Origin of the sequence: Campylobacter sp. CNRCH_2014_0184h (genome assembly GCF_025772985.1) — a bacterium.
GTDB lineage: Bacteria > Campylobacterota > Campylobacteria > Campylobacterales > Campylobacteraceae > Campylobacter_D.
Genome location: NZ_JAKMTB010000004.1, coordinates 143,445 through 160,562 on the forward strand (window position 1 = coordinate 143,445; position 17,118 = coordinate 160,562).

Annotated in this window: 14 protein-coding genes and 2 tRNA genes; 4 read left to right on the forward strand and 12 right to left on the reverse strand. The window is 29.2% G+C overall.

Annotated features, from left to right (window positions below):
* Positions 1-8 precede the first annotated feature (8 nt).
* The 4 genes from L8X36_RS05570 to L8X36_RS05585 all read right to left on the reverse strand — a co-directional run bounded on the left by L8X36_RS05570 (position 9) and on the right by L8X36_RS05585 (position 3,225).
* Positions 9-1,316 (reverse strand): sensor histidine kinase, encoded by a 1,308-nt coding sequence (locus L8X36_RS05570; RefSeq protein WP_263682944.1) that lies wholly within the window; start codon positions 1,314-1,316, stop codon positions 9-11.
* Between the two features lies 1 nt (position 1,317).
* A complete protein-coding gene (locus L8X36_RS05575) occupies positions 1,318-1,992 on the reverse strand; it encodes a response regulator transcription factor (RefSeq protein WP_263682946.1) in 675 nt (224 codons plus the stop codon).
* Between the two features lies 1 nt (position 1,993).
* Complete coding sequence (locus L8X36_RS05580; RefSeq protein ID WP_263682948.1) at positions 1,994-2,410, reverse strand: DUF1104 domain-containing protein; 417 nt, start codon at positions 2,408-2,410, stop codon at positions 1,994-1,996.
* A gap of 62 nt (positions 2,411-2,472) precedes the next feature.
* Positions 2,473-3,225: an SIMPL domain-containing protein gene (locus L8X36_RS05585; RefSeq protein ID WP_263682950.1), complete on the reverse strand. Its 753-nt coding sequence runs from the start codon at positions 3,223-3,225 to the stop codon at positions 2,473-2,475.
* A 75-nt stretch (positions 3,226-3,300) separates the two neighbouring features.
* Here L8X36_RS05585 and mutY point away from each other — a divergent pair, with 75 nt between their 5' ends.
* Positions 3,301-4,344: an A/G-specific adenine glycosylase gene (gene mutY, locus L8X36_RS05590; RefSeq protein WP_263682961.1), complete on the forward strand. Its 1,044-nt coding sequence runs from the start codon at positions 3,301-3,303 to the stop codon at positions 4,342-4,344.
* Entirely contained in the window at positions 4,334-5,191 is an 858-nt protein-coding gene (locus L8X36_RS05595) for a radical SAM/SPASM domain-containing protein (protein ID WP_263682951.1), read from the forward strand. The genes mutY and L8X36_RS05595 overlap by 11 nt, the downstream gene beginning before the upstream one ends.
* On the opposite strand, the gene L8X36_RS05600 is transcribed toward L8X36_RS05595, so the two are convergent.
* On the reverse strand, positions 5,175-6,044 hold the full coding sequence (locus L8X36_RS05600) for a hypothetical protein (RefSeq protein WP_263682952.1): 870 nt from the start codon (positions 6,042-6,044) through the stop codon (positions 5,175-5,177). The two genes, L8X36_RS05595 and L8X36_RS05600, sit on opposite strands and share 17 nt — an antisense overlap.
* A 171-nt stretch (positions 6,045-6,215) precedes the next feature.
* Between L8X36_RS05600 and L8X36_RS05605 the strand changes: the two genes are divergently transcribed.
* Positions 6,216-6,303, forward strand: a tRNA-Ser gene (locus L8X36_RS05605).
* Here L8X36_RS05605 and L8X36_RS05610 read toward each other — a convergent pair.
* Positions 6,304-6,954, reverse strand: a complete 651-nt coding sequence (locus tag L8X36_RS05610; protein WP_263682953.1) for a putative metalloprotease CJM1_0395 family protein — start codon at positions 6,952-6,954, stop codon at positions 6,304-6,306.
* 116 nt (positions 6,955-7,070) lie between these two features.
* Here L8X36_RS05610 and L8X36_RS05615 point away from each other — a divergent pair.
* Positions 7,071-7,147, forward strand: a tRNA-Met gene (locus tag L8X36_RS05615).
* Between the two features lie 8 nt (positions 7,148-7,155).
* Here the strand turns inward: L8X36_RS05615 and L8X36_RS05620 are convergent.
* From L8X36_RS05620 to L8X36_RS05645, 6 genes are all read right to left on the reverse strand, one after another.
* On the reverse strand, positions 7,156-7,428 hold the full coding sequence (locus L8X36_RS05620; RefSeq protein ID WP_263682955.1) for a hypothetical protein: 273 nt from the start codon (positions 7,426-7,428) through the stop codon (positions 7,156-7,158).
* Positions 7,429-7,431: 3 nt separating this feature from the next.
* Complete coding sequence (locus L8X36_RS05625; RefSeq protein ID WP_263682956.1) at positions 7,432-11,259, reverse strand: inverse autotransporter beta domain-containing protein; 3,828 nt, start codon at positions 11,257-11,259, stop codon at positions 7,432-7,434.
* Between the two features lie 635 nt (positions 11,260-11,894).
* Positions 11,895-12,536 carry a potassium channel family protein gene (locus tag L8X36_RS05630; RefSeq protein WP_263664328.1) on the reverse strand — a complete coding sequence of 214 codons (642 nt, stop codon included), beginning with the start codon at positions 12,534-12,536 and terminating at the stop codon, positions 11,895-11,897.
* Entirely contained in the window at positions 12,533-13,876 is a 1,344-nt protein-coding gene (locus L8X36_RS05635) for a TrkH family potassium uptake protein (RefSeq protein ID WP_263682957.1), read from the reverse strand. The genes L8X36_RS05630 and L8X36_RS05635 overlap by 4 nt, the downstream gene beginning before the upstream one ends.
* 93 nt (positions 13,877-13,969) lie before the next feature.
* Positions 13,970-15,304, reverse strand: a complete 1,335-nt coding sequence (locus tag L8X36_RS05640; RefSeq protein WP_263664326.1) for an anaerobic C4-dicarboxylate transporter — start codon at positions 15,302-15,304, stop codon at positions 13,970-13,972.
* Positions 15,305-15,322: 18 nt separating this feature from the next.
* Positions 15,323-16,735 carry an aspartate ammonia-lyase gene (locus L8X36_RS05645; RefSeq protein WP_263664325.1) on the reverse strand — a complete coding sequence of 471 codons (1,413 nt, stop codon included), beginning with the start codon at positions 16,733-16,735 and terminating at the stop codon, positions 15,323-15,325.
* Between the last annotated feature and the right edge of the window lie 383 nt (positions 16,736-17,118).

The following is a 17,118-nucleotide window of genomic DNA, read 5'->3' on the forward strand; positions in this document are numbered from 1 at the left end:
TTTTATCCTTACCAAGAAAGTATAAACTCACTTCCCTCATTTTCTTTACTTAAAACTTTAATGTTGATATTGTTTTTATCAGCTATTTGCTTGACTAAGTTTAAACCTATGCCAAAACCACCTTGATCTTGATTAAAGCGTTTGTAGCGTGTAAAAATTTGAGCTATTTCTTTAGCGCTCATTCCTTGACCCTCATCTTTAATACTAAGTGTTTTTTCTTTTAAGCAAATATAGATTTTTTTATGAGCATTGGTGTATTTTATGGCATTGCTTAAAAGATTATCGATTAAAATTTGCATTTCTTCTTTATTAGCATAAAAGTTTTGCTCTAAAAGATTTTTTTCAATGATGAGATTTTTTTGCGTGATTAAAGTTTCAAAGTATTCTAACCTTTGTTCCAAAAGCTCTTTTAAGTTGATATCTTCTTTTGTATTTTCTTTTTGCAAGAAAAAATTCAAGGCTATGAGATTTTGATAGATGTGGTTTAAATTTTTACTTGCTAGTTTGATATGATTTAGTTTTTTTATGTTATTTGGATTTAAATTTGTATCATCAAATTTTTTAATACTAGCTAAAATCACACTTAAAGGTGTGTTAATTTCATGCGTGGTATCTTTGATAAAATCATTAAGTGCTTTAAATTGTTCTTTGATATTTTTAAAGACAAGCAAAATGAGTATATAAGCAACCACAGCAAGCAACAAAATACATATAAGAGTATAAAAAATAGTTTTTAATTTTAATTTCCAAAGCTCATGGGAAAAATCATTGATGTCTAGATTATTATAATTATCTTTGCGGTATTGTTCTTTTTTAAAACCAAGATCATCAGTTTCTATAATGATATGAATATTTTTATGTCTTAAGAAATGAGAATGGTGTTTTGGTTTTTTTAGATTACTTGTGTCTATATAGGTGTTGAGATTTCTAATCCTTGAAAAATCTATAAATAATCTTTTGTTTTCATTGTAAATAAAATCATTTTTTTTAAGTTGTGTTAATATTTTTAAAGCATCGAAAGTTAAATTGCTAAAAATAACTTGGTTGTTTACGATAATGGCAAATTGAGTGTTGAGTCTTTTGGATATATAGGAAAAATCTTCTTGATTTAAATATGTTCTATCGTGTCTTGCTTCGATGATATTTTGCAAAATATAATTATAGTGAGTGTATGAATGTGTTATTTGATTTAATCGTATGTAGTTTGCTTCTTTTTGATAAAAAGTGATAAAAAAAATCGTTAGAAATACACCACTTGTGATGATATAAAGGGCTAGAATTTTAAAAATAGTATTATTAAAATTTTCACTTTTCATTTTATAGCCTTATGGCATAGCCTATGTTTCTTTGATTGATAATAAGGTCTTTGCCAAGAATTTTTCTTAAATTTTTTACATAAACTCTAAGGCTCATAATTGCTGGCTCTTCATCCAAACTCCAAATTTCATCAAAAATGGTTTCTATACTTACAAAGTGTGGGCGTTTTTTTAAAAGCAAGGCTAAGAGCTCTTTTTCTTTGTTAGTAAGATTGATGATTGTTTTATCTTGATAAAGAGTTTTATTAAGCGGATCAAAAGAAATGTTTTTTGAAGAGCTAAGCAAAATTAGATCTTCTTTTTGGTGGCTAAAATTTCTTTTAATGATATTTTTTACACGGATAATTAATTCATCTATGTCAAAAGGTTTTTTAACATAATCATCACAACCTGATAAAAATCCTTGTTTTACATCATCAAGCATAGATAAAGAAGTTAAAAATATAGCAGGAGTATTTTTACCACTTTCTCTTAATTCTTTTAAAACTTCAAAGCCGTTGCCTTTTGGAACTTTAACATCAAAAATCCAAAGATCAAAATTTTCTTCATAGGCTTTTTCTAGTGCCTCTTGTGCATCATACACACAAGAGACTTTAAAGCCCTCATCACTTAAGGCTTCGTTTATAATTTCATTTAAACTTAAATCATCTTCTAAGAGCAGAATTTTTGCTGCCATTTTATCTCATCGGACAATTTGCATGGTGTGATCTTAAACCATGATGATTTTTATGGGAATGGGCATTGTTGTAATGATGCAAATTTAACTCTCTTATTTCTTTACCACTCATTTCATCGGTTAGTTTTTGCATATCTTCTTGAACGATAACTCTTCTTTGGTTTCTTTCTTGAGTAGAAAGTTTAGAGATGTTTTCGTGTAAATTAGCTCTAAATTGTTGATGAAAATCTTTTGCATCTTTGTATTTCATTTCATTCATTCTTTTTTTCATCTCAATAACCAAATCAGCTTGATCTTGCGCTTTTACACTTTTTGCAAGATTTAAAATCTCATCATTACTTTTTTTAGAAAAATCAGCTCCTAGGGCAAATGAAGCAGCCAAAGAACCCACGATAAATAAACTTACAATTTTTTTCATTGTTTCTCCTTTAAATTAATGATGAGAAATTATAAAAGCTCAAAATAAAGCCAAAATGAAATTTATTGACAAATAAAAAGCACATTAGCTCTTAAATTTTGTTTTTCACTTTTAATAATAGGCAATACAACACTATCTGCACTAGCTGCTAAACTTGGAGCATTGTGTTTGATGTTGCAACTATCAAAATGAATGTTTTTTATCACGCAAGTTTTTGCCAAAGTTTTAGAATAATATTGAGCCTTTTCAAAAGCTTTTTTAAATGCAAGATCATATAAATCTTCTTTATTTGCTTCTAAAATAGCCTCATCAAAACCAGCTTGCAAAGCTTTGGTGTTAAAAGAAATTAAAGTATTAGTAGTGCTAATACTTTCTATATCTTTTATAAGATTTTCATAGTCTTTATTTTTGTTTTGCGGGATTTGACAAGCAAAATTAGAGTGCAATCTATATCCATTTAGCGTTTTTACTCCTTGATAGTAATTATAACTTGGTTCTAAAGTATAACTTCCACCTTTGCAATAATTTTCTTTAGCAATACGATCTGAGATTTCTTTAAATGTTTTAGCAATATGATTTTTTTCTTCACTAGAAACAATGGTTTTTTTACTAAGTTCTTCGCTAGCACTAAAATTTAAAGTAGCATTAAAGATATTTGGCATGATTTCATTAGATACTTCTATGCTTCTTGAAAATTCTATATTTTGTTTATCGTGATTTTTTAAGCCTAAAAATTCAGTGTTAAAAACTACTCCTAGTACGAATAATACCAAACAAAGTAGTCCTAAGCCTAAGCCTTTTAAAAAACTTTTCATTTTTGCTCCTTTTTAAAAAATATTTTTTATTTTAACATAAAGCCTTTAAGAATAGATTGTATAATTTTTTTAAAAATAAAGAAAGTCTTAATGCAAAAAATTCATAAAAGTATTTTAAAATGGTATGAACAAAATGGCAGGAAAAACCTTCCTTGGCGTATTTTACACGAAGAGTATAGAAAATATGGTAGCGAGGATGATTTAAAAAAACTAAAAAATATTGATATTGCTTATGCTGTTTATGTTAGTGAGATTATGCTTCAGCAAACTCAGGTAAAAAGTGTTTTGCAAAATTATTATTTTCAGTTTTTAGCTAAATTTCCTTCTTTAAAAGTACTTTCTATGGCAAGTGAAGATGAGGTTTTAAAAGCTTGGCAAGGACTTGGGTATTATACTAGAGCTAGAAATATGTACAAATGCGCGAAAATTTGCGTGCAAGAATTTGATGCAAAATTACCATTTGAGATTAAAGAGCTTCAAAAACTTCCTGGTATTGGAGAATATACAGCCGGAGCTATAGCTTGTTTTGGCTTTTTACAAGCTAAGTCTTTTGTGGATGCAAATATTAAAAGAGTTTTGAGTAGATTTTATGGCTTACAAAATCCAAACTCTAAGATTTTAGCGCAAAAAGCAAAAAAGTTTTTAAACCATGATAATGCATTTGATCATAATCAAGCTTTGCTAGATATAGGGGCTTTGGTTTGCTTGCCTAAAAATGCAAAATGTGAAATTTGTCCTTTAAAGTGTTTTTGTGCTGGAAAAAATGAACATGAAAAATTTAACTCATCTAAAAAAATTCAATATGAAAACATTGTTTTAAAAATACTTATAGTGCAAAAAAATGAGCAATTCTTACTTGTTAAAAGTGAGGAAAAATTGTATTTTAATATGTATAATTTTTTAGAATATAAAAATCAAAAAAAAGCAAAATTTATAGGAGAATTTAAACATTCTTATACCAAATACAAAATCAATGCTAAGGTGTATTTTTTAAAAGATGATGATTTTGAAGATTTAAAAGCAAAAGCATTTTCTTATAAAGACTTAGAGCATCTTGCTCTTTCAAAACTTGCTCTAAAAACACTTGAACTTTTTAAAAAGAGTGATTATGTATTTTGAGAAAATTTATATAGAATTAAGTGATATTTGTGGGTTAAAATGTGATTTTTGTCCTAGCCAAAAAGCCCAAAGAAAACAAATGAGCCTTGAAAATTTTGAAAAAATTTGCAAAAGCGTGCATAATCATGCCAAGCTTTTTACTTTTCACGTGCTTGGAGATCCTTTAAGGATTTTAAATTTAACAGAGTATCTAAAAATAGCTTTGAAATTTAATATGCAAATAGAGCTTACTACAAGTGGGTTTTATTTTGATGATGAGAAGATAAAACTCATTTTAGGCTCTAAAAACGTGCGACAAATCAATATTTCCCTAGGTGCTTTTTTATCTCAAAGTAAAATGAGTTTAAGAGAATATTTTGAACCTATTTTAAAACTTATTTTTTTACACTTGGAAAATAAAAATAATTCTTTTATCAACCTAAGACTTTGGAATTTAGATAAAAATTTCAACCCGCCTTTAGAAAATGAGAAAATTTATGATTTTTTAGAGCAAATTTTTAAAATAAAAATTCAAAAGCAAAAAGCTAAAAATCGCTTAGAAAGGTATGTTATCTTGCACCAAGCTAGACTTTTTAAATGGCCTTCTTTGAAAGATGAGATTATTAGAGAGAATGGATATTGTCATGCTTTAAATGGGCAAATTGCTATTTTAAGTGATGGGACTTTAGTGCCTTGTTGTTTGGATACTAAAGGGGATATAAAACTTGGAAATTGCTTTGAAAAAGATCTTAATGAGCTTTTAAATTCCTCTTTATATATAGAACTAAAAGAAGGTTTTAAGCAAGGAATTTTAAAAGCTGATCTTTGCAAAAGGTGTGAGTTTTTAGAGGCTAAAAACCTAAATTAATTTCATCTTCATCATTGATTTGATGATTTGTATCCAAGTCTTGTTTTGTTTCTTCTTGATTGTCTTTAGAATGTTTAAAAATATCTTCAGTAATTTTTGTAGCAATACCTCTAAGAGCTTTTTGTCTGCTTGAACTACTTGTAGAGCTCATTTTAAACTCTAAAGTATTAGAAGATTTGTTTTCATTTGTAGCAAATTCAATTAAACGATAATCAATGATAACATCATAAGATTGAGTGTTGTTTTCATTTTGTATTTGTTTTATTTTTGGGTTTAAAATGAGTAAAAAATCAGCTTCTAAAGTCTTATAAAGCTTTACAAGTTCTTCATCGCTTGAATTTTTGGAAAGTAAAAATTTTTCCTGATTATAAAGATCAAGATTTGTTTTATCTAAGATTTTAAATTTTTTATTCTGAAGCAAAACACTTAAAAGCTCTTGTTCAAATTTGGCTGAAAGTCCAGTTTTGATTCTATTAATGATGATTAGAGAGCTTTTATTTTCAAGACTTTTGTCGCTATAAAGTTTTTTATAGATTAAAACTTTTGCGTGAAATTCACTTTGATTTGTTTGAGTTAGAGACTTTATATCATAACTATTAAAAACACCATTACTAACAAAGTCAAGTTCTTCATCATAACCTATATTAAAATTTCCATTAAAATTAAACTCAAATTTTTTCAATTTGACTTGTTTTAAACCTTCTGTTTTTCCCAAGGCATCATTAATAGCATTTTTAATCGCTTCGCTTCTTGTACTTCCAAAGCCTTCTCCAAGACTTTCTTTGTTTAAAACAGCCTGTGCTTGATAAGTACAAACAAGACTTAAAAAAAGTATAAGTAGTTTTTTTATCATAACTATTCTCTTTTTGTTTTTAAATAATAAAATAAATATTTTATTTTTATTTTAACATTATAAAGTTTAATCATATCTTGACTGCAAATTTTATACTCAAGATTAAATACCCAGAAAGTCTATAAAATTTTTATTATAAATTTAAAAAAATAAGTTATAATTTTTAATTTTAGAGAGGTGTCCGAGCGGTCGAAGGAGCACGCCTGGAACGCGTGTGTGGGGCAACTCACCGAGGGTTCGAATCCCTTCCTCTCTGCCACTATGCGCTTTTGTTATACTGACTTCCTATGTAATCTTGTGATACATTTTGTGTGTATGATTTTATAGCTTTGGAATTTGAATTTGTTTTTTCCTCATTCTCATTTTCGCTTTTTTCATTTTGTGCTTTTAACTCTTCTGCCTTTATTTTAGCTTGTTCAGCGCGTGCGTCATTTTGCATTTGCATAGCATTAGCTGCTACTTTGTAATCTTGTGGGCTAGGATCAGCTGGTGCCATAGCTGCAGCAATTACTTGCATTGCATTTGCTATAGTTTCTTCAGGAGTATTACCTTTTTGCATTCTTATAGGTACTTCCCCTTCGACTGCATACATTTTATTATCAGGACCTCTTGTATAGCCAAAGCTCGCAGCACCGGCTAAAGCTCCACCAGCTGCTTGGTGGGCTGCTTCATGAGCTCTTACTTCTCTGTCGATTTTTTCAAGTTCTTGTACTTGTTTTACCTCTTCAGCGCTTAAGTCTTTACCGTTGACTTTTTGAGTTTTTTCTTCTTTTTCTTGATTGTTTTTATTTTCTTTTGTTTGCTGTGGATTTTCTTTTTCAGAAATGTTTTCTTTGATTTCTTCTTTGTCTTTTTTTTGATAAGGATTTTGTGTATAAAAAGCATTGTTATAACTTGAGCTTATTTGCATAAAAATCCTTTCTAATATAATTTCATATTTTTATCACAAAAAAGTTGAAAAATTTATAAAATAAATGTTTTATAAAATGTTAAGCAAAATAAAGTATAATTTTAACTTCTTTTTATGTCAGGGTAGCTCAGCTGGCTAGAGCGCTGGTCTCATAAGCCGGAGGTCGGGAGTTCAAGTCTCCCCCTTGACACCATCTAGCTTTCAAAAAAACATTTTCCAATGATTTTTTAGTATTTTGATGATATTTTTGCAAATTTCTTTCTTTTTGCTTTCTTCTATTTGAAGCTTATCTAAAAAAGTTTCTTCAAGAGTGTTAATAAGTCGTGTGCATTCTTTTATATCAAATGTTTTTGATTCATTTAAAGATGATAATGCTTTTAATAATAAATCTTTATATTCCATAAGAGTTTTAATTTCTACCTCTGAAAGTTGAGCTAACAGAGATAGAAATTGCATAAAATTGTAAAATGGCAAATTTTATATTCCTTCTACAGTAAATCCAAAATTTCGTTCCCCATCAAAACAAGAGAAGTTAATTTTACCTTCATCATAGCTTCCCGCATCGTCATTATTAACAAAGGTAATGGAACTAAATCCTATACCTCCACTTGATACCCTAGTCATATATTTTTTTAATTCATACGAAGTTATCCTGCAATCTGGAGAATTTTTTATGTCTTCATCTTTAAATTTTAAAGAAAATTGTGAAAAAAGAGTCATAGGATTGTATCCTACTCTCCAATTTTTTCTATCTAAATAAACTTCTGGGAACAGTACTTTAACGTCATCAGATTTAAATTTTTTTAATTCGCTTGTACTTTCTCTATATTCACATTCAAGTTCTATTCTAAAATATCTAAGATGTGGGTCATCAACATATAGATTTATAGTTGTTTCTCCATTGGTATATAATCTGCTAAGATCTTTTTCGCTTTTAACTCCATCTGGCAGTATAACTTTAATAAATCCCGGCTTTAAATGAGTTATTGTTACCGGAAAATGTTTCACATAATAAACTTCATATGGATATAACAAACCATAAGGAAATATAATTTTTGGCAAGAAAAATTTTTCCCATTTATAGGAAATTTTTTGATCCATTTTTTTTCCTAATGTCGAAGCATTTATTGTTATTTCATTTTCAAATGGATCTTTAGAAGTAATAGTTGCTTTAGCTTCACCCTGAGAATTGAATTTGCTATCTTTATTGATTATTGTCCCATCTCCTTGGATGTTCCATGTGATTTCAGAATTTAATCGTCCTCCAGTAATTTTTATTTCAGATTGTTCATTGAGTTTATTGTAAAACCAATTTCGATTTGACTGTATTTGTAGATTATATTGATAAAGTTTGATTTTATCTAAATTAAGTTCCTCTTTAACGCTACCTTGTTTAGTATAACTAAACTTAATAGTAAGTTCTTTAACACTAAAATCACCAATACCATTAAATTCTAAAACAGCTTCACCATTTTCATTAACATTAAAGCTGTCTTTTTTAGCTTTTACTCCATTGCTTCCAGTAATTTTATCAATAGTGGAATTTGGTAATAAGCCACTTACTTTAATGCTAAAATCATCTATATAATCTATAGTTTTTGCTTGAGCTTTAAAGCTCGGATATTCTATTTTAGGAGTATAGGTTTTAGATTCATAAGGCAATTCTTTACTTAAATCTTTACCCATAGTATTTACACTAATGATAGGATTAGCTTTAAATGGAGCTTTAGAAGTAATAGTTGCTTTAGCCTCACCACTAGCATTAAATGTTGCTTCTTGACTACCTAAAGTAGCATCTCCACTTAAACTCCATTCTATTTTTTCATTAGGCTTGCCACCTTTTAAAGTTACTTCTACATGATCAAGTTTAGGATCTTTTAAAGCTTTGATGTTTTCACTTTCATAAGCATGGATTTTATCTTTACTAAAACTAATGCTTGGGGTGTATTGGTGGAGTTTAATCTCTCCACTTACTTCTTGAGTACTAGCTGTGCTTTGATTATAAGTAGCAATGATTTGTAATCTTTTAATATTAAAATCTTTTATTCCTTCAAATACTATCTTACTCTCACCTTTATCATCGGCTGTGCTTTCTTTATCGCTACTAATTCTTAAAGTCTTATTGCTTTGTATATCTTTAGCTTTCCATAAAACTTTTGTTTTTGGCATTAAACCTTTAAGTTTTACTTCAAAGTTGCTTTTATAATCAATCATTCCTTTTTCAAAGTCTTGATGAGTCACAGGATCTTTTCCAGTAGGAAGTTCCATAGTAGCTGTATAATTTTTAATCTCTAAATCTTTACTTTTTTCTTTTACTAACTCATCGCTCATATTCTTAGCAATGATTTTTACTTTTTCATTTCCGCTAAGTCCTATGATTTCTACATTGCTCTCACCCTTTTCATCAACTATTAAATTAAGCTCTTTAGTGGTTTTATCTTTATCAATAAATAAAGCATTATCTCCTTGTATGCTCCATTTAACTTTTGTAGAATTAGCTTTTAAGTTTTTATAACTTGCATGAGCTTTTTCTTTATTGCCTATAGTGGTTTTATCTAAGATAATATCATTATCTCCATAAATTGCTATTTGAACAAAGGTTTTTAAAGTAACTCCTAATACATTAGCAATGATTGTTGCTTTTTCTTTATCTTTCATATTTGCATCAGGTTTATAGATGATATTTGAATTTCCATCTTTATCAGTTTTATCTGAATTTGGAGTTTTTTCCAAACTTCCTTTGCCAATTAATTTCCAATTTATGTCTAAATCACTTGCTAAATCACTTCCTGCAAATGTGATTAGAGATTTTTCATGTCTTTGTATATTAGAAGGTTTGGCAAATATTCTAAAGTCTCCTTTTGGAGCTATAATAGTAATAGGAAAACTTTCTTGAGCATTCCCTGCTTTAGCAATTAAATTGGTTTGATGGACTCCATAAGCATGGATTATTTTTACAAAAACCTTTCCATTACCATCAGTAATATAATGATTTCCATTCTTTAAGATTACACTTTTTTGTTCAGGAGTTACACTCATAGCAACATTTTTAACTGCTTGGTTAAAACCATTTTTTAGCATAATACAATGAGTATTATCCCCTAAATTTCCACAATAAGAAATATGATAAGCATTGTTAATAGCTTTATACTCAAGCACCATAGAATAATCTCTATCTATAAAATTGGTTCTAGAGCCTTCAATGGTATTATTTATACCTGCAAATTTAGGATCAAAAGCATGTTTGAGGGCATCTTTGTCTAAAGGTATATTAAAATTCATAGCTATATTTGTACCTTGTTTATCACTTTCATTACTTCTTTTATGGCTTAGCGAAAAAGTTAATGCTGGATAAGGTGAATAAATAATACCTCCTTCATACACTAAAGGATTTTTTTCTAAATCTTCAAAGCAGCTTACATTGCCAAATGGAGCTACTTTTTCTCCATACCACTTACTCATATTAGCAAAAACAGCTACATTGCTCATAGAAGGAAAAGCATATTTAACACCCATATCCCAACCATTAGCAGGGCGCTCTAATATATAATCTTTATCAAAATCATAACTATTAATCCAATCACTGAGTCTTTGATAAATATTAGCATGGAAAGCTAATGTATCTAGCATACTTTCAAAGCCCAAAGACATTCTTTTATGCTCTCTACTAAAATCATGATCATAAACTAAATTTAATCCTAGCATGATATTGCCTGAATTATTTAATGCTAACGCATTAGGATAATATCTTATACCACCACCAAAATGACCTATGATTCTATTATTATCATATCCACCTATACCGCTTTGTAAAAAATAAGATATTTTTGGATTATCTTCACTCATAATAGGTAAAAGAACTTTAGCATTACCACTTAAACCACCTCTATCATTATAGTTTAGATTAAACTCACTATTAATGGAGTGATTAAGAGCATGTAAATATTCTTGGATTAAAGTATTAGCTTGTAAGCTTAAATAATTGCTTGCTAAATCTCTAACGATTTCTTCTCTTTCTTTACTATCTTCTGCATTATAAGCATCACCAATAGTTTGAATAACATTAATAACCTTATTAGATAATTCTTCATCTTCTTTACTAAGATTAGAATCTTTCTTTGGTTTTTCTTCTAATAGCTTTTTAACTTTTAGATCAATATTGTTATGATCTTTAGCTTGACTTAAGCTATTAACCGCAAGAGTTTGATTGTTGTCTACAATGATTTTATCTTGATTTTTTAAAATCATTATTTGAGAAAAAAGAAAAGTGTGAATGAGTAAAACAAGTAAAAGTGTTTTTTTCATATCCCCCCCCCCATAACCTACATTTAATTTTTATCTGTGATGAGAATATGATAACACAAAAAATACAAAAGTGATAAAAAAGTTATAAAAAGATTAAAAAATAGCCAAAAAACTATCAAATATAATAATTATTTATAAACTATAATCAAAATTACTTTTATTTTTTATTAAAAAAATACATATAGATTTATTATTATTTACATAAAACAAAAAATTACTTTTATTTACTTTTTTAAGATAATGGATAAGTAGACTTTTATAGTTTTTATATTTATACTTTATTGTATTGTTTAATATGTTTGTAGATATGAAAAAATAGTATTTATATAAAGATTATAAATTGCACTTATTATATTTGGTATATAAAGTATAAATACTAAGCTTATATATGGTAATAAATAAAGAGTATAAATATCTTATTATATTCTTTAAATAATTATAATATAGAGTTTTTATATAAATTTGATAATAGTTGTTATAATCTTAAAATAACTTATTAAAAAAATATATTTAATTATAGTTTATGTGTTTTTATAAATTAGGTAATAGGTAAAATAATATATGGAATGTTTAATGGAAAATGAAGGGTGGTTTAAGTGTAAATTTAAAGCTTAAAAATAAGCTTTAAATTTTTATTAATATTCATATTGATTTAATTCTTCTTGAGTGCCAAGTAGCATTAGTATATCATTCAAATAAGCGGTAGTTTCTAAATTTGGCATAATACTCCAAGTATCATGCTGTTTGTGTGCAATGACTTTTAAGTTTTGACCAATAGATTGCAAAGTTTTTCCTGCTAAGTTTTCATCCACTAAAAGTTTTGCTACTTTGATAGTATTGGCTGAAAGATCTATGATCTCAAAATTTGGATTAGTGATAAGAATTTTAGCCAAACGCTTTGCCGATTCTTTTTCAGGATAGATGACTTTATTAACCCCAAGTTTTGAAAGAATTTGCCCGTGTGTTGAAGAGTTTGCCTTGGCAATGATATTTTTTACTCCTATTTCTTTTAAAGCCATGAAAGTGAGTATGCTTGATTCTAAATTTTCACCTATGCTAAGTATAACAACATCTGCATTTGCATAACCTGCTTCTTTTAAGGCTATAGTATGAGTAGAATCTAAAATATAAGCAAAATCTGCATGATCTTGTAATTCCTTAACCGCTTCTTCATCAATATCAGAAACAATAACTCTTTTACCTTGATCAATAAGCTCTTTTGCTAAAACTGAGCCAAACCTTCCAAGTCCTATAATACCATAAGTTTCTTTTTTCATAATATTATCTTTCCTTTTGGATAATTCAAATATTTTTCTTTTTCTTTGAAAAATATACTAAATAAAAATGCAAGCACACCCACTCTACCACTAAGCATTAACAATATGATAAGTAATTTACTTTCAGAGTTAAAAAGTGCACTAAGTGATAAAGTCCCACCATCTCCTACTGAAACTCCTACTGTGGCAAACGCTGAGCTTGTTTCAAAAAGCAAGGGCAAAAAGCTTTTATCATCTTCAATTAAGGATAAAACTAACACACAAGTGATGATATATACAATAGAACTTACTGTTATAATAAAAGCCTTATTGATAGTTTCTGTAGGAATTTCAAAGTTGAAAATTCTTGCATTACTATCTTTAATGCTCCAATAAGCATAGATTAACAATACAGCAATTGTAGTTACCTTAATACCCCCAGCTGTTCCACCAGGTGCACCACCTACAATCATAAATAAAGATCCAAAAAACAAGCTTGCATCTTTAAAGGTGCTAAGATCAAGAGTATTAAACCCTGCCGTTCGGTAATTTACCGCTGTAAAATATGCACTCATAATTTTATCAAAAAGTGAAAATTCTCCTATGCTTTTTGGATTATGGTATTCAAATAAAAAGACTACTAAGCTTGCAAAAACAATCAATATAACAGTAGAAATTAAAACAAGTTTTGTATGTAAACTTAAGCTTGCAAAACGTTTTTTAGAAAAAAAGTATAATTCTAATAATACAAAATACCCCAAACCTCCAATGATAATTAAAGAGGTGATAACAAAATTAATCCAAAAATCATCTCTATAAGGCATTAGGCCACTTTCAAATATACTAAATCCTGCATTATTAAAAGCAGAAATAGAGTGAAAAACACTAGCCCATAGAGCTTCACTTAAATTCATATCAAGCTTAAATCTTAAAAATAACAATAAAGCACCTAAAAGCTCAATAGCAAATACAAAAAATAAAACCTTTTTTAAAAATCCTACAAGGCCATCAGCTTCAGGATAGATCAAGGATTCTCTTAAAAGATTTTTTTCTCCAAAACTCATCTTTTTGCGCACTAAAATATATAAAGCCATAGCTATACTCATATAACCTAAGCCACCTATTTGAATAAGCAATAAAATAACAAGTTGTCCATAAAAGCTAAAATCTAATGAGGTATTTAATACAATAAGTCCTGTCATGCTTACAGCTGAAGCACTAGTAAAAAATGCATCTAGAAAAGATATGGGCTTAGTGTGCATAATAGGAAGCATTAGAATAAAGGTGCCAAAAAGTGCAACTAGGATATAACCTATAAATAAAATTCTTATATTTTTTCTATCTAAAGTTAATTTTGTCATTTTGATTCTTTAAAATTAAAAAAAACATTCTACTTAAAATTGGTTAATAAGTAAAAAGAGAACTTTCCACATTTTAAGTGGAAAGTTGAAGTATTAAAGCATTCCTACTGCTAAGAAACCTAGAGCAACAGCTATAACTATAGCTAATACACCAGGGATAAAGAATGCGTGGTTAAATATGAATTTTCCTATTCTTGTTGTGCCTGTGTCATCCATTTGAACTGCACCTAATAAAGTAGGGTAAGTTGGAAGAACGAAAAGTGCTGAAACAGCAGCAAAACAAGCAACTAGCATATAAGAATCCGCAGGATTTGTAGCTGAAATTCCTAATGCAGCAATGATAACTGGAACAATAGCTTTTGCAGTAGCTGCTTGAGAGTATAAAAGCATACTAGCAAAGAAGAATGCAACTGCAAGCATAGCTGGAGTTTGTTTAACCCATTCACCTGCTACTTCTTTAATACCTGCCTCATGACCTGCAACGAAAGTATTTCCAAGCCAAGCAACACCAAATACACATACACAAGCTGTCATACCTGATTTAAATACACTTGTATCTAAAATTTTTGCAGGTTCAACTTTACAAAAGATTGTGATTAAAGTTGCAGCTGTTAATAAGAAACTCATAATTGCAGCATCTCTTGGGATAACTACTGGATCAATCCATTTGATATTATTTGAAATTGCTGTAGCATAAAGAACAACCGCTAATACTGTGAATAAGAAAATAGCAACTGAAAGTTTTGCACCTGGTTTGTCTTCGCTTTGTAAAACATCAGAAGCGCTTTTTACAAGACCAGCTTTTAAGCGTTCTTGATATACAGGGTCTTTACTAAGATCCATTGGAGTGATTAAGCTTACAATGAAAGCTGTAATCATACAAGCAGCAAAAGTAGTTACAATCCAAATACCAATTAATGCAGGGTAATTCCAACCAAGTGGCTCTAATACACCAGTCATATAAACAACAGCAGCACTAACTGGAGAAGCTGTAATACCAATTTGTGAAGCAACAACCATTAATGAAAGTGGAGCTGATGGTTTGATGTTTTGTGATTTTGCAACATCAATAACAACAGGCATTAATGAAAATACCGCATTACCAGTACCTGCCAAAATAGTAAGTAACCAACCGCAAGCTGGTGCAAGGTAATTGATAAATCTTGGATGTTTACGTAAAATTCTTTCGGTAACTTTTACCATATAATCCAAACCACCTGCTTGTTGCATAGCAGAAATCGCAGCAATTGCCGCAGCAATGATTAAGATAACATCCCAAGGAATATTACCTGGTTTCATACCTAAAACAAGACCTAAAATAACAACACCCAGACCTCCGGCATAGCCTATTGCTATGCCACCGAGGCGGATACCTATGAATATTGCCCCAAGAAAGACAACAAGTTGTAAAATAATCATAATATCCATGATTAAACTCCTAAGTTATTAAGCTTTTCTTTTCTCTGTCATGTGAGGATTTAACATATTTTCTGGTGTTAAAATTCTTTCAATTTCTTCTTTTGGAAGATATCCTCTTTCAAGACAAATATCGCCAACTGCTTTACCAGTTTCTAAAGCCTCTTTAGCAATACTTGCAGATTTTTCATATCCTAAAACAGGATTAAATGCTGTAACAATACCGATTGAGTTAAGTACAGATTGTTTGCATGCTTCAGGATTTGCTGTTAAGCCTCTTACAGCTTTTTCAGCTAGAGATTTCATTGCATTTTCAAGTAATACTATAGAGTTAAATAATCCATAAGCAATACCTGGTTCAAATGCATTAAGTTCAAATTCTCCTCTTTCAGAGCAAAGCATAATAGTAACATCATTTCCTATAACTTCATAGCAAGCTTCACCTACTGCTTCACAAATTACTGGATTTACTTTACCTGGCATGATAGAGCTACCTGGTTGCATTTTTGGTAGATTAATTTCACCTAAACCACATCTTGGGCCTGAATTCATTAATCTTAAGTCGTTTGCAATTTTAGATAATCTCACTGCTGCAGTTTTTAACGCGCCACTTACGTGTACAAAGTCAGCTGTATCTTGAGTAGCAGCGATAAAATCTTCAGCTGGTTTAAATTCAACACCAGTAATTTCTTTTAATTTTTTCTCAACCACAAATTTGTAATCAGGGTGGCAGTTAATTCCTGTACCAATAGCTGTTGCACCAAGATTTAAATAACTCATTGACTCACGAGCTGCTGTGATTTTTTCAATATCACTTTTAATATAGCTAGCAAAAGCGTTGAAAGTATTTCCTAAAGTAGTAGGAACTGCATCTTCAAGCTCTGTTCTGCCCATTTTAATGATATCTTTGTATTCTTTAGCTTTAGCTTCTAATTCAGTTTTTAAAAGTTCCATAGCTTTTAAAAGATCAGTAAGTTTTGCATAGGTAGCTACTTTGATTGAACTTGGATAAGTATCATTTGTAGATTGACCTAAGTTTGTATGATCATTTGGATGAAGATATTGGTACTCACCTTTTTTGTGTCCCATACTTTCAAGAGCGATATTAGTGATAACTTCGTTGGTGTTCATGTTTGTACTAGTACCAGCACCACCTTGGATCATATCTACTACGAATTGATCTAAAAATTCACCAGCAATCAATCTATCGCAAGCTTTAGCAATAGCATCAGCTTTGTCAGCATCAAGAACCCCAACTTCTTTGTTAGCAAGAGCAGCTGCTTTTTTAACTTGAGCGAAAGCTTTTACAAAATAAGGATAATCTTGTAATCTTCTGCCACTCATATGGAAGTTTTCTAGTGCTCTAAAAGTTTGCACTCCATAATAAACCTCGTCAGAAATTTCCAACTCGCCAATAAAGTCGTGTTCTTTTCTTGTTCCCATGATGTACTCCTTGTGGGTTTTATTTAAGTTTTGTTTATAAACTTAATGAGTATTATATAACAATTTTTTATAAAAGTTTCATAAATTTTTCTGAATTTATCAAAAATCAATAAAAATATATAAAATAAATTAGAATATTGATATTCATTTTATAAATATAATGCTTTTTTGGTAGGTATTTGATGTTTGTAGTGTTTATTATTGCTTTTATTGTTTATTTTTTAAAAATTTATATTTACTTTTTGTATAATTTTAAAATTCCACAAAAGACAAAAAGATTATGAAATTGATAGATTAAATTTGAAGAAATTAAATTTGAAAGTCTTACTAAGCTAATTAGCTTAGTAATCAACCCACCTTTATATCAAACTAAACCCATTAAG

Coding starts and splice junctions, on each gene's coding strand:
- L8X36_RS05570 (WP_263682944.1), bottom strand. CDS start 1,316: ATGAAAAGTGAAAATTTTAATAATACTATTTTTAAAATTCTAGCCCTT.
- L8X36_RS05575 (WP_263682946.1), bottom strand. CDS start 1,992: ATGGCAGCAAAAATTCTGCTCTTAGAAGATGATTTAAGTTTAAATGAA.
- L8X36_RS05580 (WP_263682948.1), bottom strand. CDS start 2,410: ATGAAAAAAATTGTAAGTTTATTTATCGTGGGTTCTTTGGCTGCTTCA.
- L8X36_RS05585 (WP_263682950.1), bottom strand. CDS start 3,225: ATGAAAAGTTTTTTAAAAGGCTTAGGCTTAGGACTACTTTGTTTGGTA.
- L8X36_RS05595 (WP_263682951.1), top strand. CDS start 4,334: ATGTATTTTGAGAAAATTTATATAGAATTAAGTGATATTTGTGGGTTA.
- L8X36_RS05600 (WP_263682952.1), bottom strand. CDS start 6,044: ATGATAAAAAAACTACTTATACTTTTTTTAAGTCTTGTTTGTACTTAT.
- L8X36_RS05610 (WP_263682953.1), bottom strand. CDS start 6,954: ATGCAAATAAGCTCAAGTTATAACAATGCTTTTTATACACAAAATCCT.
- L8X36_RS05625 (WP_263682956.1), bottom strand. CDS start 11,259: ATGAAAAAAACACTTTTACTTGTTTTACTCATTCACACTTTTCTTTTT.
- L8X36_RS05630 (WP_263664328.1), bottom strand. CDS start 12,536: ATGAAAAAAGAAACTTATGGTATTATAGGACTTGGAAGGTTTGGCTCA.
- L8X36_RS05635 (WP_263682957.1), bottom strand. CDS start 13,876: ATGACAAAATTAACTTTAGATAGAAAAAATATAAGAATTTTATTTATA.
- L8X36_RS05640 (WP_263664326.1), bottom strand. CDS start 15,304: ATGGATATTATGATTATTTTACAACTTGTTGTCTTTCTTGGGGCAATA.
- L8X36_RS05645 (WP_263664325.1), bottom strand. CDS start 16,735: ATGGGAACAAGAAAAGAACACGACTTTATTGGCGAGTTGGAAATTTCT.